General features: G+C 61.5%; 15 protein-coding genes and 2 pseudogenes. 12 read left to right on the top strand and 5 right to left on the bottom strand.

Annotated elements, in window-relative coordinates; translation table 11 throughout:
• Window positions 1-101: 101 nt before the first annotated feature.
• Window positions 102-237 (bottom strand): annotated as a pseudogene (locus QMX83_RS01285) (ISL3 family transposase); the annotation flags it as partial.
• A 100-nt stretch (window positions 238-337) separates the two neighbouring features.
• A complete protein-coding gene (locus tag QMX83_RS01280) occupies window positions 338-1,945 on the bottom strand; it encodes a peptide chain release factor 3 (RefSeq protein WP_282294868.1) in 1,608 nt (535 codons plus the stop codon).
• Between the two features lie 420 nt (window positions 1,946-2,365).
• On the opposite strand from QMX83_RS01280, the pseudogene QMX83_RS21670 reads away from it, so the two are divergent.
• Window positions 2,366-2,548 (top strand): annotated as a pseudogene (locus tag QMX83_RS21670) (hypothetical protein); the annotation flags it as partial.
• Window positions 2,549-3,124: 576 nt separating this feature from the next.
• Here the strand turns inward: QMX83_RS21670 and QMX83_RS01275 are convergent.
• A complete protein-coding gene (locus QMX83_RS01275) occupies window positions 3,125-3,901 on the bottom strand; it encodes a hypothetical protein (RefSeq protein ID WP_032966761.1) in 777 nt (258 codons plus the stop codon).
• 538 nt (window positions 3,902-4,439) lie between these two features.
• On the opposite strand from QMX83_RS01275, the gene QMX83_RS01270 reads away from it, so the two are divergent.
• The gene (locus QMX83_RS01270) at window positions 4,440-4,889 is read left to right on the top strand and encodes a hypothetical protein (RefSeq protein ID WP_282294867.1); all 450 of its coding nucleotides are present in this window, start codon (window positions 4,440-4,442) and stop codon (window positions 4,887-4,889) included.
• Between the two features lie 896 nt (window positions 4,890-5,785).
• On the opposite strand, the gene QMX83_RS01265 is transcribed toward QMX83_RS01270, so the two are convergent.
• Both QMX83_RS01265 and merR read right to left on the bottom strand, forming a co-directional pair.
• Window positions 5,786-6,157: a hypothetical protein gene (locus QMX83_RS01265; protein ID WP_021201824.1), complete on the bottom strand. Its 372-nt coding sequence runs from the start codon at window positions 6,155-6,157 to the stop codon at window positions 5,786-5,788.
• Window positions 6,158-6,354: 197 nt separating this feature from the next.
• Window positions 6,355-6,789, bottom strand: coding sequence for an Hg(II)-responsive transcriptional regulator (gene merR / locus QMX83_RS01260; protein ID WP_005413387.1), 435 nt, complete (start codon window positions 6,787-6,789; stop codon window positions 6,355-6,357).
• A gap of 71 nt (window positions 6,790-6,860) precedes the next feature.
• On the opposite strand from merR, the gene merT reads away from it, so the two are divergent.
• The 10 genes from merT (at window position 6,861) to QMX83_RS01205 (ending at window position 15,520) form a co-directional block, all read left to right on the top strand.
• Window positions 6,861-7,211, top strand: coding sequence for a mercuric ion transporter MerT (merT, locus tag QMX83_RS01255; protein WP_003131974.1), 351 nt, complete (start codon window positions 6,861-6,863; stop codon window positions 7,209-7,211).
• 12 nt (window positions 7,212-7,223) lie between these two features.
• Window positions 7,224-7,499 carry a mercury resistance system periplasmic binding protein MerP gene (merP, locus tag QMX83_RS01250; protein WP_003131987.1) on the top strand — a complete coding sequence of 92 codons (276 nt, stop codon included), beginning with the start codon at window positions 7,224-7,226 and terminating at the stop codon, window positions 7,497-7,499.
• A 71-nt stretch (window positions 7,500-7,570) separates the two neighbouring features.
• Complete coding sequence (gene merA, locus QMX83_RS01245; RefSeq protein ID WP_003156770.1) at window positions 7,571-9,256, top strand: mercury(II) reductase; 1,686 nt, start codon at window positions 7,571-7,573, stop codon at window positions 9,254-9,256.
• Between the two features lie 17 nt (window positions 9,257-9,273).
• A complete protein-coding gene (gene merD / locus QMX83_RS01240) occupies window positions 9,274-9,639 on the top strand; it encodes a mercury resistance co-regulator MerD (RefSeq protein WP_000995360.1) in 366 nt (121 codons plus the stop codon).
• The gene (gene merE / locus QMX83_RS01235) at window positions 9,636-9,872 is read left to right on the top strand and encodes a broad-spectrum mercury transporter MerE (protein WP_003132004.1); all 237 of its coding nucleotides are present in this window, start codon (window positions 9,636-9,638) and stop codon (window positions 9,870-9,872) included. The genes merD and merE overlap by 4 nt, the downstream gene beginning before the upstream one ends.
• Window positions 9,869-10,858 carry a DUF3330 domain-containing protein gene (locus QMX83_RS01230; protein WP_003132006.1) on the top strand — a complete coding sequence of 330 codons (990 nt, stop codon included), beginning with the start codon at window positions 9,869-9,871 and terminating at the stop codon, window positions 10,856-10,858. Before merE ends, QMX83_RS01230 begins: the two co-directional genes overlap by 4 nt.
• Before the next feature lie 182 nt (window positions 10,859-11,040).
• Window positions 11,041-12,720: a DDE-type integrase/transposase/recombinase gene (locus QMX83_RS01220; protein ID WP_003830788.1), complete on the top strand. Its 1,680-nt coding sequence runs from the start codon at window positions 11,041-11,043 to the stop codon at window positions 12,718-12,720.
• Between the two features lie 2 nt (window positions 12,721-12,722).
• Window positions 12,723-13,631 carry a TniB family NTP-binding protein gene (locus QMX83_RS01215; RefSeq protein WP_003830789.1) on the top strand — a complete coding sequence of 303 codons (909 nt, stop codon included), beginning with the start codon at window positions 12,723-12,725 and terminating at the stop codon, window positions 13,629-13,631.
• Window positions 13,628-14,845, top strand: coding sequence for a TniQ family protein (locus QMX83_RS01210; RefSeq protein ID WP_282294866.1), 1,218 nt, complete (start codon window positions 13,628-13,630; stop codon window positions 14,843-14,845). Before QMX83_RS01215 ends, QMX83_RS01210 begins: the two co-directional genes overlap by 4 nt.
• A gap of 60 nt (window positions 14,846-14,905) precedes the next feature.
• Window positions 14,906-15,520, top strand: coding sequence for a recombinase family protein (locus tag QMX83_RS01205; RefSeq protein WP_010981357.1), 615 nt, complete (start codon window positions 14,906-14,908; stop codon window positions 15,518-15,520).
• Window positions 15,521-15,557 lie beyond the last annotated feature (37 nt).

Genomic DNA, 15,557 nt, shown 5'->3' with positions numbered 1-15,557 from the left:
TCCGAGCCGATCAATTGCCGATTCGACCGGAGGTGAGGGGTTCATGAACGTGATGGTTTCCCCTGCGCACTTGTCCGCGCGACCCACGGCTTGGGAGTGTCGCAGTGCTCGCAGTACATCGTCCGCGCCGATGGCTTGAGGTAGATCGTGACGGTCCGGCTGTCATCCTCAGGCCACGCGCTCTACCCGATAGCCTTCCCGGCCATCCAGCTTTTCGATCGTCTTCCGGTCCAGCATGGCTGCATCCTCGAACCTAGGAAATCAGGCCTCAAGGGCACCGTTGGTCAGCCGAGGCTCCACGGTAATCCGCGAAGAACCATTTTTACACGGACAACCCCTAGTCCGCGCGACCCACGGCTTGGGAGTGCTCGCGTGTGGCTGTGAAGCAAATCTTCGGTGCACGTTCCTGCGCCATCTGCAGGTTGACGCGACTGGGTGCCAGGTAGACCAGCGCTCCGGAAGCATCGAGCGCAAGATGGGTTGCCGCCTTCTCACGGAACTCTTCGAGATCGGAATCGCTCTCAGCCTGGATCCAGCGCGCAGTGTGGATCTGGACCGGTTCGAAACTCGCTTCCACGCCGTACTCGTCCTTTAACCGATAGGCCACCACCTCGAACTGCAGGGTTCCGATTGCCCCGAGGATCAGGTCGTTGGACAACAGTGGCCGGAAAAACTGCGTGGCTCCCTCTTCAGACAACTGGGTCAGACCCTTTTGCAAATGCTTGAGACGCAACGGGTCCCGCAGGCGGATGCGCCGGAACAGCTCGGGGGCAAAGCTAGGTATGCCGGTGAACTGCAACGGATCGCCGACGGTGAACGTGTCGGCGATGGCGATCGTGCCGTGGTTATGAATGCCAATGACGTCGCCCGGGTAGGCGTGCTCGGCCAACTCACGCTCGGACGCCATGAACGTCAAGGCATCGCCAAGCCGCATCTCCTTGCCCGTGCGGACATGGAGTGCCTTGATGCCGTGCTGATAGCTGCCGGAGCACACGCGCAGGAAGGCGACGCGGTCGCGATGCAATGGATCCATATTGGCCTGGATCTTGAACACGAAGCCACTGAAAGCCGGCTCCTCTGGCGAAACCTTCCTCAGGGATGCGTCCCGTGGCTTGGGTGCCGGCGCATGCGTGACGAAGAAGTCGAGCAGCAACTGGACACCAAAGTTGTTCACCGCCGAGCCGAAGAATACCGGAGTCTGCAGACCTGCCAAATACAGTTCGCGATCGAAGGGATGAGACGCGCCCTGAACCAGGGCCAGCTCCTCCCGGACCTCATCGAGGAGCTGCGCTCCGACGCGCTTGACCACCGCAGGATCCTCTATGGATGGGAAGATCGTCGAATCCTGTCGCGTGAAGTTCTTGCCAGTTTCGAACAGGTGGACCTCGCCGGTCATCAGATGGATCACCCCCTTGAGTCTCGATCCCATGCCGATCGGCCAGGTGATCGGTGCGCAGGGGATGTCGAGGACGCGCTCGACCTCGTCCAGCAGTTCGACCGGCGACTTGCCTTCGCGGTCGAGCTTATTGATGAAGGTCATGATCGGCGTGTACCGCAGCCGACAGACCTCCATCAGCTTGATCGTGCGCTCTTCCACGCCCTTGGCGCAGTCGATGACCATCAGCGCCGAATCGACCGCGGTCAGCACACGGTAGGTGTCCTCGGAGAAGTCGGCATGCCCCGGCGTATCGAGCAGGTTGACGATGCGGCCCTCGTAGGGGAACTGCATCACCGACGAGGTGACCGAAATGCCGCGTTCCTTCTCCAGCGTCATCCAGTCGGACGTGGCGTGCTTGGCTGACTTCCGGGACTTGACGCTACCGGCCTGGCGAATGGCGCCGCCAAACAACAGGAGCTTCTCGGTCAGGGTGGTTTTCCCGGCATCCGGGTGCGAAATGATGGCAAACGTGCGGCGGCGCGCGGCCTCCGCGGTATGGGTCGGCATAAGACTCCCTCAAGCGCTGTGCGCTGTAACCACGTCTTGACGATCTAGGCCCAGGCTGGGTCTAGGGCGGCATTGGTGTGGTCGTGGGAGAAGAATGGGCCATTCGCGCTCAATTTTAACCCAGCACGAGGCCCCTCTGGATGGCCTGGTCGATAGAGGTGCCATAGGCGTCTGCAGGAGGCGTCTCCTCTCGGACCGTTGACTGCCACAACGGAAACGCCCCAGATCCCACAGCTGTCCGCCCGTATTTCCCCACAAGGACGCCCGCGATTTCCAGATCTCCCCCAAAGATGCCCTTGATTCCTGGATCCGCACCTAAGACGCCCTCGATTTCTGGCTCCACATCCAGCTCGCCCTTGAGTTCCCAACTGCGCACCTGATCGGTCAGAGCTTGTCGCCTGCACTTCCCAGTTCCGCCAGTCGCGACATTGGTCGCAAGAACAATTAGACGAGATCTCGGGCCTGAACGTGCGAACAGTTCAGCGGGTTGAGCAGGACTACAACACCGCGACTTCCCTGGGTGACGCGCCACGCCCCGCTCCACCTGCTCAAGCGCGTCGCTCGCCCCCTGACCAAGCTTTGACCTTAACTGGGCGTCGGTGACTCCCTCCCGTTCTGGTCGGCATCTGGGCCTTGTAGCGGCTCAAGCGCTGAGCTATAACGCCTTAGCCAGTCGCTATAAAGCGCCGGTGTTGTGCCCGCATAGCCAATAGGCTCCGGGTGCCCGAGGTCCACCCAATGGGGGCACGGGAATCCTTCGATTCCGGAGCCATCCATGACCGCCAAACGCCGCAGATCCCTTCGCACTTCTGCCTTCTACGCCCAATCGGGCCGTTGCTTCTATTGCGGCCTGCCGATGTGGCTCACTGCACCCTCAGAGCTCGGGCTGAAGGCCAGTAAGGCCCGAGCCTTTCAATGCACCGCCGAGCACCTGGTGGCCCAACAGGACGGGGGCAGAGACGTGTCCGGGAACGTGGTGGCCGCGCATAGCCGGTGCAACCAGGGCAGGCACCAGCGGAAGGGACCAGCCCCTTCCGCTGAAGCGTTCCGGGCGCTGGTTCAGACGCGGCTGGCAATGGGGAGATGGTGGTCCCGACTGCCATCAGGGATTGCACGTGCTTCCGTATGGCCAATTGAATTGAATCTTTGCAAGGAATCGGCAGCTGCTTGCCTGATTCGCTAGTCCACACTAGTGGCGCCCGGTTGCGGTGCTAGAACGGCGAGTCTGCTGCGAAATGGTCGCGCATTGGGCCTAACAAGGTCTGCGACCCTGTCAACACGTCCGAGAATTCCACCTGTCGCCACCTTCTCGTTCCAATATCGTTCCATCCACTCGGCTTTATCCAGGATCTTACCCGGAGCGCCTAGCAGCCTCTTGGCGATGAAATGCCGGATGAGAGCGGCCTGGCTATCGAGAATCACGACGCCCGCCCTTGGATTAGAGTCATAAGCGCTGTACGAGATCAGATAGTGGACATAGTGGCGGTCTGGCTCTTCGTCATCCCACGTCAACAGGTTGCTTAACCCCGCAGCGCGAGCATCCGATCGCACCTCTTCGCTCACGAGCACCATGGGATTGCGTGCTTCCTTACATTCCATGCGATAGGCGTCCAGCATCGCCGGTCCGAAGATCATCTGAGAATCATGATGAATGCTTCCAACTGTGAGCCCTCCACGTATCAATATATCAACCACTAGCAGGTTCTCGGCCAACATTCTGATGCAGCTCAGGATGTCGGCAAGGCCAGCAGGAGAGCGGCTGCTTGATATGACGATGCAGTCGCTGAAGTAAGTGAACAAAAGTCCTGTTGCTGGGTTGCAGCACGCTGTGTTCTTTAGTCTGTCGATGGCCTCTGCTATTTCATCAAGCTTGCTCATGTCGGCTGCCGACTCTTGGACAAGTGCGGAGAACCCGAGCATGTCGATGAAGGCGACGTACTTATCTTGGTAGAGCATGAAGAACTCCTTAGATGGTCGTGCCCATGGTGCCGAGGGCGGTTCCATTTGACCAGCGGGTGCGGGGCACGTCATAGGCCATGGAGCAATGTCAGCGACCTGGCTCGCGCACTAGTCTCGCAGAGGCTTGTTACGGCGCATCTTCGCATCGGATAGAAGCGAGCGAACGAGAGAGTTGAAGTCCATCCTGGCCCTAAAAGTTTCCTTCACCCTTGGTTAAACGAATGTCCGCTTTCGGTCAGAAGCGGACCAAAGTAGCCGGTGCTCTTCGCAGCCCGTACGCGACTTGGAGTCATATCATCAATCTGTATCAGGGCTCAGACCTAAGTGCCTGATGGTCCAATTCAGCGACACTATCCAGCTTCGGCGTCATCGCACACTTCGGGATACAGCCAGCGCGATCCGCTTATGGAACCAAACCGCACTGTGCCTTACTCTTAAGGAACATTGCCAACGGCAACCTTCGGCAATTGAATTTAGAGAATCCGGGCGGTTCATCCCGCGCGGCCCGTTAATGTCTACAGCTGTGGAGTTGTGAATGGCAGAAGATCAAGGTGGTGAAGAGGTAATTAGGGAGATAGGGAAGGCGCTAGCCCTTGCGTCTGAGCTTGATCCACAAATTGTTAGATCGCTTCGCTCCGCGATTGTTCAGGCGATGTCTGATTACGAGGACGACACGAATGCACAAGCTGCAGCCGCACTTGCGGCGGTTCTCGATTTTAGACCTGTGACGACCCAAGACGCCCTCTCGCAAACCTTGGGTGAGATCGGGAAGCTGGTCCAAGGTCTCACCGGACTGGAGGACGTTCATTACACTGTTGAGACACCAGAAGGTCGCCGAGTTCGCTCAATCCGGTCACATCTACCAACTGTATCACCCCAGCGTTTGACGGATCACGAGCAGGCAGATCTTGAGGCCTATATCGCTCGATATCTGCCACCGGACGACCCTCGCGAGGAACACGCGCCACGAGGACCGCGACTGTGACGATCAGTAAGTTAGCAATCCTCAACGCTGTGAAAGCAGCCATTTCGCGTGCTAAGGCGAGCGGGTCTCCCTACGCGCAAGGAAAGGCTTACGAACTTCGGGTGCTGCTTAGGCTTCTGCGAATCATCGATAGTGCGGGCTACAAGCTCACGTGTACCCCCAAGATGGCAGGCGTCCTGACGTTTGGAGGATCTCCATGCAAAGCAAACCATCCGGATCACGATTACATCAGTGGATCTACGTCTACTGAGAAGCTCGAGATTAGGATTTCAGTGCAGGTCACCACACTAAGCCATAGCTGGAAAGGCACGACGGTGGTCAAAGCGGCTGACCGTCACGAGATTGACGTCGGTGTATATCGTCCGATTAAGACCCGTCGCTATCCCGCATTTACGGAGTTACTTCTTGGGGTCTCGTGCAAGACTGGCGGCTGGAACAAGGCGTACGTCCGCGAGGCGCTAGGTATGCGTAGGGAGCTAGGATTCCTCACATCACCTAGGACGAGCTTGACGAGCTCAGCTCCGTGGTTCATCGCAACAGTTCCCTGCGATCCTCCGGTTCCCTTTGCCTTGTACGCGACCAACGCTGGGTCCGCCGTGTATGCGTCGTTGGCAGCTTTGGGGCTCTACGTCGAGCACTACAAGGGGTAGCGGAAACAGGCTTTGGAGTACGGATCAACTCAGGTGTGTCGAGAACGATGCCCGCTTTGGGTCGAAGGCGGATGCCATCACCCGGCCGGTCGCCGCCCAATGTCCGCTTCCGGCCAGAAGCGGACATCCACCCTGCCCTCGATAAACATCCCAAATCCACGGACGACCTTGGTCTGCTTTGGCCTTCTGCCTTAGGGCCAGACCTGAACTTCGATTTCAGCCCCTAGCGTATTTGACTCCCGCGACCTAGATCTCTCCTAGATCCTTGAGCAGGGCTTGCCCCTTCTGCAGAAACCCAACTAGCAGTCGACCTCCTGCTACTTTCCGGCCCAGTTGCCCATTGAGGTAGCTGACCTGGAGACGCGCATGGGCCAGCAGATCCACCTGGGCCATGCTAGGGGTCGCGGCCTGGAGCGGTTCGCCCGGCGACGCCATCTGCCCCCCGATCGGCTGGACAACGCAAGGGCGCCGGCTGTCACTCTTCGCATACGCCGTGGCCATCATCCGGCCGTTCTTCAACGACCATCCACCAAGCACCAACTCGGTCCCGAGTTGCTCGATCGGCAATCCCGCTTCGCTAACCGCTTTCTCAAAGTTCGGCCAGAGTTGGTCCACCACCAGCCCTAGCTCGGCAGATAGCTGTTCTATTGTGAAATCTGCGCGGAAGCTGGCCTGCAGTGCAAGCTCGTAGATGCGGAGGAAGGGGGAACCGCAGAATTCGGAAAAAATCGTACGCTAAGCTAACGGTGTTCTCGTGACAGCTCTTTGACTAGGCTTTCTAAGGGGTCGTCTCAGAAAACGGAAAATAAAGCACGCTAAGGCATAGCCGAACCTGCCAAGCTTGCTCCACCCTGTAGTGACGCGATCAGCGGGCAGGAAACGTTCCCCCTTCGCGCATGGCAGGCGCGCACCAACTCAGACAGCACGGCCTCCATGCGCGCCAGGTCAGCCATTTTCTCGCGCACGTCCTTGAGCTTGTGCTCGGCCAGACTGCTGGCTTCCTCGCAATGGGTGCCATCCTCCAGCCGCAGCAGCTCGGCGATCTCATCCAGGCTGAAGCCCAGCCGCTGGGCTGATTTCACGAAGCGCACCCGCGTTACATTCGCCTCGCCATAGCGGCGGATGCTGCCATAGGGCTTGTCAGGCTCCAGCAACAAGCCCTTGCGCTGATAGAAACGGATGGTCTCCACATTGACCCCGGCCGCCTTGGCGAAAACGCCAATGGTCAGGTTCTCCAAATTGTTTTCCATATCGCTTGACTCCGTACATGAGTACGGAAGTAAGGTTACGCTATCCAATTTCAATTCGAAAGGACAAGCGCATGTCTGAACCAAAAACCGGGCGCGGCGCGCTCTTCACTGGAGGGCTTGCCGCCATCCTCGCCTCGGCTTGCTGCCTCGGGCCGTTGGTTCTGATCGCCTTGGGGTTCAGCGGCGCTTGGATCGGCAACTTGGCGGTGTTGGAACCCTATCGCCCCATCTTTATCGGCGTGGCGCTGGTGGCGTTGTTCTTCGCCTGGCGGCGCATCTACCGGCAGGCAGCGGCCTGCAAACCGGGTGAGGTCTGCGCGATTCCCCAAGTGCGAGCTACTTACAAGCTCATTTTCTGGATCGTGGCCGCGCTGGTTCTGGTCGCGCTCGGATTTCCCTACGTCATGCCATTTTTCTACTGATCGGAGTTCACCATGAAGAAACTGTTTGCCTCCCTCGCCCTCGCCGCCGTTGTTGCCCCCGTCTGGGCCGCCACCCAGACCGTCACGCTGTCCGTACCGGGCATGACCTGCTCCGCCTGCCCGATCACTGTCAAGAAGGCGATTTCCAAGGTCGAAGGCGTCAGCAAAGTTGACGTGACTTTCGAGACACGCCAAGCGGTCGTCACCTTCGACGATGCCAAGACCAGCGTGCAGAAGCTGACCAAGGCAACCGCAGACGCGGGCTATCCGTCCAGCGTCAAGCAGTGAGTCACTGAAAACGGCACCGCAGCACAACGGACGTCATTGTCTGGCGCCACAAACGATAAAGGATCTGTTGCATGACCCATCTAAAAATCACCGGCATGACTTGCGACTCGTGCGCGGCGCACGTCAAGGAAGCGCTGGAAAAAGTGCCAGGCGTGCAGTCGGCGCTGGTGTCCTATCCGAAGGGCACAGCGCAACTCGCCATCGTGCCGGGCACATCGCCGGACGCGCTGACTGCCGCCGTGGCCGGACTGGGCTACAAGGCAACGCTAGCCGATGCGCCACTGGCGGACAACCGCGTCGGACTGCTCGACAAGGTGCGGGGATGGATGGCCGCCGCCGAAAAGCACAGTGGCAACGAGCCCCCGGTGCAGGTAGCGGTCATTGGCAGCGGTGGAGCCGCGATGGCGGCGGCGCTGAAGGCCGTCGAGCAAGGCGCGCAGGTCACGCTGATCGAGCGCGGCACCATCGGCGGCACCTGCGTCAATGTCGGCTGTGTGCCGTCCAAGATCATGATCCGCGCCGCCCACATCGCCCATCTGCGCCGGGAAAGCCCGTTCGATGGCGGTATTGCGGCAACTGTGCCTACGATTGACCGCAGTAAGCTGCTGGCCCAGCAGCAGGCCCGCGTCGACGAACTGCGGCACGCCAAGTACGAAGGCATCCTGGGCGGTAATCCGGCCATCACCGTTGTGCACGGTGAGGCGCGCTTCAAGGACGACCAGAGCCTTACCGTCCGTTTGAACGAGGGTGGCGAGCGCGTCGTGATGTTCGACCGCTGCCTGGTCGCCACGGGTGCCAGCCCGGCGGTCCCGCCGATTCCGGGCTTGAAAGAGTCACCCTACTGGACTTCCACCGAGGCCCTGGCGAGCGACACCATTCCCGAACGCCTTGCCGTAATCGGCTCGTCGGTGGTGGCGCTGGAGCTGGCGCAAGCCTTTGCCCGGCTGGGCAGCAAGGTCACGGTCCTGGCGCGCAATACCTTGTTCTTCCGTGAAGACCCGGCCATCGGCGAGGCGGTGACAGCCGCTTTCCGTGCCGAGGGCATCGAGGTGCTGGAGCACACGCAAGCCAGCCAGGTCGCCCATATGGACGGTGAATTCGTGCTGACCACCACGCACGGTGAATTGCGCGCCGACAAACTGCTGGTTGCCACCGGTCGGACACCGAACACGCGCAGCCTCGCGCTGGACGCAGCGGGGGTCACTGTCAATGCGCAAGGTGCCATCGTCATCGACCAAGGCATGCGCACGAGCAACCCGAACATCTACGCGGCCGGCGACTGCACCGACCAGCCGCAGTTCGTCTATGTGGCGGCAGCGGCCGGCACCCGTGCCGCGATCAACATGACCGGCGGCGATGCGGCGCTCGACCTGACCGCAATGCCGGCCGTGGTGTTCACCGATCCGCAAGTGGCGACCGTGGGCTACAGCGAGGCGGAAGCCCACCACGACGGGATCGAGACCGACAGCCGCACCTTGACCTTGGACAACGTGCCGCGTGCGCTCGCCAACTTCGACACACGCGGCTTCATCAAGTTGGTTATCGAGGAAGGCAGCCATCGGCTGATCGGCGTACAGGCGGTCGCGCCGGAAGCGGGTGAACTGATCCAGACGGCGGCTCTGGCCATTCGCAACCGCATGACGGTGCAGGAACTGGCCGACCAGTTGTTCCCCTACCTGACGATGGTCGAGGGGTTGAAGCTCGCGGCGCAGACCTTCAACAAGGATGTGAAGCAGCTTTCCTGCTGCGCCGGGTGAGAAAAAGGAGGTGTTCAATGAACGCCTACACGGTGTCCCGGCTGGCTCTTGATGCCGGGGTGAGCGTGCATATCGTGCGCGACTACCTGCTGCGCGGATTGCTGCGCCCGGTGGCGTGCACACCAGGCGGCTACGGCTTGTTCGATGACGCCGCCTTGCAACGGCTGTGCTTCGTGCGGGCGGCCTTCGAGGCGGGCATCGGCCTCGACGCGCTGGCGCGGCTGTGCCGGGCGCTGGATGCGGCGGACGGCGACGAAGCGGCCGCGCAGCTTGCCCTGCTGCGTCAGTTCGTCGAGCGTCGGCGCGAAGCGTTGGCCGATCTGGAAGTGCAGTTGGCCACCCTGCCGACCGAGCCGGCACAGCACGCGGAGAGTCTGCCATGAACAACCCCGAGCGCTTGCCGTCCGAGACGCACAAACCGATCACCGGCTACCTGTGGGGCGGACTGGCTGTGCTGACTTGCCCCTGCCACCTGCCCATCCTCGCTGTCGTGCTGGCCGGCACAACCGCCGGTGCTTTCCTCGGCGAGCATTGGGTCATCGCGGCGCTCGGTTTGACCGGCCTGTTCCTTCTGTCCCTGTCGCGGGCGTTGCGGGCATTCAGGGAAAGAGAATGAGCGCTTTCCGGCCGGATGGATGGACGACGCCGGAACTGGCCCAAGCGGTCGAGCGCGGGCAGCTTGAACTGCACTACCAGCCCGTCGTCGATCTGCGCAGTGGTGGGATTGTCGGCGCGGAAGCCCTGTTGCGCTGGCGTCATCCGACGCTTGGACTATTGCCACCGGGCCAGTTCCTGCCCGTGGTCGAATCGTCCGGCCTGATGCCTGAAATCGGCGCTTGGGTGCTGGGTGAAGCCTGCCGCCAGATGCGTGACTGGCGAATGCTGGCATGGCGACCGTTCCGGCTGGCCGTCAATGTTTCGGCGAGCCAAGTGGGACCGGACTTCGACGGGTGGGTAAAGGGCGTGCTGGCTGATGCCGAGTTGCCCGCCGAGTATCTCGAAATCGAGCTGACCGAATCGGTCGCGTTTGGTGATCCGGCGATCTTCCCCGCCCTGGACGCCTTGCGGCAGATCGGTGTGCGCTTCGCCGCCGATGACTTCGGGACGGGGTATTCCTGTCTGCAACATCTGAAGTGCTGCCCAATCAGCACGCTCAAGATCGACCAATCGTTTGTCGCCGGGCTCGCCAACGACCGCCGCGACCAAACCATCGTGCACACCGTGATTCAGCTTGCGCACGGGCTGGGCATGGATGTGGTGGCTGAAGGCGTGGAAACATCGGCGAGTCTTGATCTATTGCGACAAGCGGACTGCGACACAGGACAAGGCTTCCTGTTCGCGAAGCCAATGCCGGCGGCGGCATTCGCCGTCTTCGTCAGTCAATGGAGGGGTGCCACCATGAATGCAAGTGACTCGACCACCACCAGTTGCTGCGTGTGCTGCAAGGAAATCCCGCTCGATGCCGCCTTCACCCCGGAAGGCGCGGAATACGTCGAGCACTTCTGCGGGTTGGAGTGTTATCAACGCTTCGAAGCGCGTGCCAAGACAGGGAACGAAACCGATGCCGATCCGAACGCCTGCGACTCGCTACCGTCAGATTGAGGCATACCCTAACTGGATGTCAGGCAGGGCCGCGCCGCTTGTCATTTTCAGAAGACGACTGCACCAATTGACGGGGCGTAACGCCAGGTGTGCAGTCGGCTCCTGACCACGCAATATCAGAAGTCATCTGCACCAATCTCGACTATGCTCAATACTCGTGTGCACCAAAGCGAGGTGTGAGCATGGCGTCAGACACATTACCAATTGCCGAGCAGGGCGTGGCCACCCTGCCCGATGCGGCATGGGCACAGGCCCGGCACCGGACCGAAATCATCGGGCCGCTGGCAGCGCTTGAAGTGGTTGGGCATGAAGCCGCCGATGCCGCTGCTCAAGCGCTGGGCCTATCCAGGCGACAGGTGTATGTCCTGATCCGGCGTGCCCGGCAAGGTGCTGGGTTTGTGACGGACCTGGTTCCCGGCCAGTCCGGCGGCGGAAAAGGCAAGGGACGCTTGCCGGAATCAGTTGAGCGCATCATCCGCGAGTTGCTGCAAAAGCGCTTCCTGACCAAGCAGAAGCGTAGCCTGGCGGCGTTCCACCGCGAGGTCGCGCAGGCTTGCAAAGCGCAAAAGCTACGGGTGCCGGCGCGCAACACTTTGGCCCTGCGGATCGCCGGCCTCGACCCGCTCAAGGCCACTCGCCGCCGGGAAGGTCAGGATGCGTCCCGCAGCCTGCAAGGTGTCGGTGGTGAGCCTCCCGCCGTGACCGCGCCACTGGAACAAGTGCAGATTGATCACACGGTCATCGACCTGATCGTGGTGGACGAGCGCGACCGGCAACCGATTGGCCGTCCGTATCTGACCATCGCCATCGACGTGTTTACCCGCTGCGTGCTCGGCATGGTCGTCACGCTGGAAGCGCCGTCATCTGTTTCGGTCGGCCTGTGCCTTGTGCATGTCGCCTGCGACAAGCGTCCCTGGCTGGAGGGTCTGAATATAGAAATGGATTGGCCGATGAGCGGCAAGCCCAGGCTGCTCTACTTGGACAACGCGGCCGAGTTCAAGAGCGAGGCGCTGCGCCGTGGCTGCGAGCAGCACGGCATCCGGTTGGACTATCGTCCGCCAGGGCAGCCGCACTACGGCGGCATCGTGGAACGGATCATCGGTACGGCGATGCAGATGATCCACGATGAATTGCCAGGGACGACCTTCTCCAACCCTGACCAGCGCGGGGACTACGATTCCGAAAACAAGGCCGCCCTGACATTGCGTGAGCTGGAGCGCTGGCTCACGTTGGCGGTGGGCACCTATCACGGCTCTGTGCACAACGGCCTGCTTCAGCCGCCGGCGGCGCGCTGGTCAGAAGCCGTGGCGCGTGTCGGTGTACCGGCTGTCGTCACCCGCGCCTTGGCTTTTTTGGTCGATTTCCTGCCCATCATTCGCCGTACTCTGACTCGCACCGGCTTTGTCATCGACCACATTCACTACTACGCCGATGCGCTCAAACCGTGGATCGCACGACGCGACCGCTTGCCCGCTTTCCTGATCCGGCGCGACCCGCGTGACATCAGCCGTATCTGGGTGCTGGAACCGGAGGGGCAGCATTACCTGGAAATCCCCTACCGTACCTTGTCGCACCCGGCTGTCACCCTCTGGGAACAACGGCAGGCGCTGACGAAATTGCGGCAGCAGGGACGCGAACAGGTGGATGAGTCGGCGCTGTTCCGCATGATCGGGCAGATGCGCGAGATCGTGACCACCGCACAGAAGGCCACGCGCAAGGCGCGGCGCGACGCGGATCGACGCCAGCACCTCAAGGCATCGCCTCCGCCGGACAAGCCGATTCCGCCGAAAACGGACGTTGCTGATCCGCAGGCAGACAACCTGCCTCCGGCCAAACCGTTCGACCAGATCGAGGAGTGGTAGCCGTGGACGAATATCCCATCATCGACTTGTCACACCTGCTGCCAGCGGCACAGGGGCTGGCTCGGCTGCCGGCGGACGAGCGCATCCAGCGCCTTCGCGCCGACCGCTGGATCGGCTACCCGCGCGCGGTCGAGGCGCTGAACCGGCTGGAAACCCTGTATGCGTGGCCAAACAAGCAACGCATGCCCAACCTGCTGCTGGTTGGCCCGACCAACAACGGCAAGTCGATGATCATCGAGAAATTCCGGCGCACGCATCCGGCCAGCTCCGACGCGGACCAGGAACACATGCCGGTGCTGGTCGTGCAGATGCCGTCCGAACCGTCGGTGATCCGCTTCTACGTCGCGCTACTTGCCGCGATGGGGGCACCATTGCGCCCGCGCCCACGGCTGCCGGAAATGGAGCAACTGGCGCTGGCACTGCTGCGCAAGGTCGGCGTGCGCATGCTGGTGATCGACGAGCTGCACAACGTCTTGGCCGGCAACAGCGTCAACCGGCGGGAATTTCTCAACCTGCTGCGCTTCCTCGGCAATGAGCTGCGCATCCCATTGGTCGGGGTCGGCACGCGCGACGCCTACCTGGCCATCCGCTCGGATGACCAATTGGAAAACCGCTTCGAGCCCATGATGCTGCCGGTGTGGGAGGCCAACGACGATTGCTGCTCACTGCTGGCCAGCTTCGCCGCTTCGCTTCCATTGCGGCGACCCTCGTCGATTGCCACGCTGGACATGGCCCGCTACCTGCTCACACGCAGCGAGGGCACCATCGGCGAACTGGCGCACTTGCTGATGGCGGCGGCCCTCGTCGCCGTGGAGAGCGGCGAGGAAGCGATCAACCACCGCACGCTCAGCATGGCCGATTACACCGGCCCAAGCGAGCGGCGTCGGCAATTCGAGCGGGAACTGATGTGAAGCCAGCGCCACGCTGGCCGCTGCATCCGGCTCCCAAGGAAGGCGAAGCCTTGTCTTCATGGCTCAACCGCGTGGCCCTTTGCTATCACATGGAGGTGTCCGACCTGCTGGAGCACGATCTTGGTCACGGCCAGGTTGATGACCTGGATACCGCGCCACCACTGTCGCTGCTGATGATGCTCTTCCAGCGGAGCGGTATCGAGCTGGATCGGCTGCGCTGCATGAGTTTCGCCGGCTGGGTGCCTTGGCTACTGGACAGCCTTGATGATCAGATTCCAGCCGCATTGGAAACCTATGCGTTCCAGCTCTCGGTACTGCTGCCGAGACTCCGCCGTAAGACGCGATCCATCACGAGCTGGCGTGCCTGGCTGCCCACCCAACCGATACACCGCGCCTGTCCGCTCTGCCTGAACGATCCGGAGAACCAAGCCGTACTGCTCGCGTGGAAGCTGCCCCTGATGCTGAGCTGCCCACTGCATGGCTGCTGGCTGGAATCCTATTGGGGCGTGCCAGGGCGGTTTGTCGGCTGGGAGAACGCCGACGCCGAACCGCGCACTGCCAGCGACGCGATTGCGGCGATGGACCAGCGTACCTGGCAGGCACTGACGACCGGCCACGTGGAGTTGCCGCGCCGACGCATCCACGCCGGATTGTGGTTTAGGCTGCTACGCACGCTGCTCGATGAGCTGAACACCCCGCTTTCGACGTGCGGCACCTACGCGGGGTATCTCCGCCAAATCTGGGAATGCTGCGGGCATCCGCTGCGTGCTGGGCAAAGTCTGTGGCGACCGTATGAAACCCTGAACCCGGCAGTACGGTTGCAGATGCTGGAGGCGGCGGCAACGGCAATCAGCTTGATTGAGGTGAGGGATATAAGCCCGCCAGGCGAGCACGCAAAGCTATTCTGGTCCGAGCCCCAAACCGGGTTCACCAGTGGCCTGCCGGCGAAAGCGCCGAAGCCCGAACCCGTCGATCACTGGCAGCGTGCAATCCAGGCCATTGATGAGGCCATCATTGAAGCACGACACAACCCCGAGACGGCACGCTCGCTGTTCGCGTTGGCTTCCTATGGTCGGCGCGACCCCGCTTCCTTGGAACAGTTGCGCGCCACCTTCGCGAAGGAAGGCATCCCCCCGGAATTTCTGTCACATTATGAGCCTAGCCTACCCTTTGCATGCCTTAGGCAGAATGACGGGTTAAGTGACAAATTTTGACGTGCAGAGCTTCCCGATGCAAACTGTCACATAATAGAACGTATATGTGACAGGTACAAGATGCTGATTGGCTACATGCGAGTATCGAAGGCGGATGGCTCCCAGGCGACGGACTTGCAGCGCGATGCGCTGGTCGCGGCCGGTGTTGATCCGGCGCATCTCTATGAAGACCAAGCGTCCGGAAAACGCGAGGATCGTCCCGGTCTGGCGAGCTGTCTGAAGGCACTACGGCCAGGCGACACGTTGGTCGTTTGGAAACTGGATCGGCTCGGGCGCGACCTGCGCCATCTGATCAATACCGTCCATGACCTGACCGGACGCGGCATCGGCCTCAAGGTGCTGACCGGGCACGGCGCGGCCATTGACACCACGACCGCCGCCGGCAAGCTGGTCTTCGGTATCTTCGCCGCGCTGGCCGAGTTCGAGCGCGAGTTGATCGCCGAGCGCACCGTGGCGGGCCTGGCCTCAGCACGGGCACGCGGCCGGAAAGGCGGCCGGCCGTTCAAGATGACCGCCGCCAAGCTGCGGCTGGCGATGGCGGCAATGGGGCAGTCAGAGACCAAGGTCGGCGACCTGTGCCAGGAACTTGGCATCACGCGGCAGACCCTGTATCGGCATATTTCACCCAAGGGCGAGCTACGTCCAGATGGCGAGAAGCTACTCAGCCGAATTTGATGCCGACATGAGGCGACGTAGCGAAAGCGTGGTTTGT

Source organism: Stenotrophomonas sp. PS02289, from assembly GCF_029960115.1.
Taxonomy (GTDB): domain Bacteria; phylum Pseudomonadota; class Gammaproteobacteria; order Xanthomonadales; family Xanthomonadaceae; genus Stenotrophomonas.
This window is presented reverse-complemented; position numbering and strand designations above follow the sequence as displayed.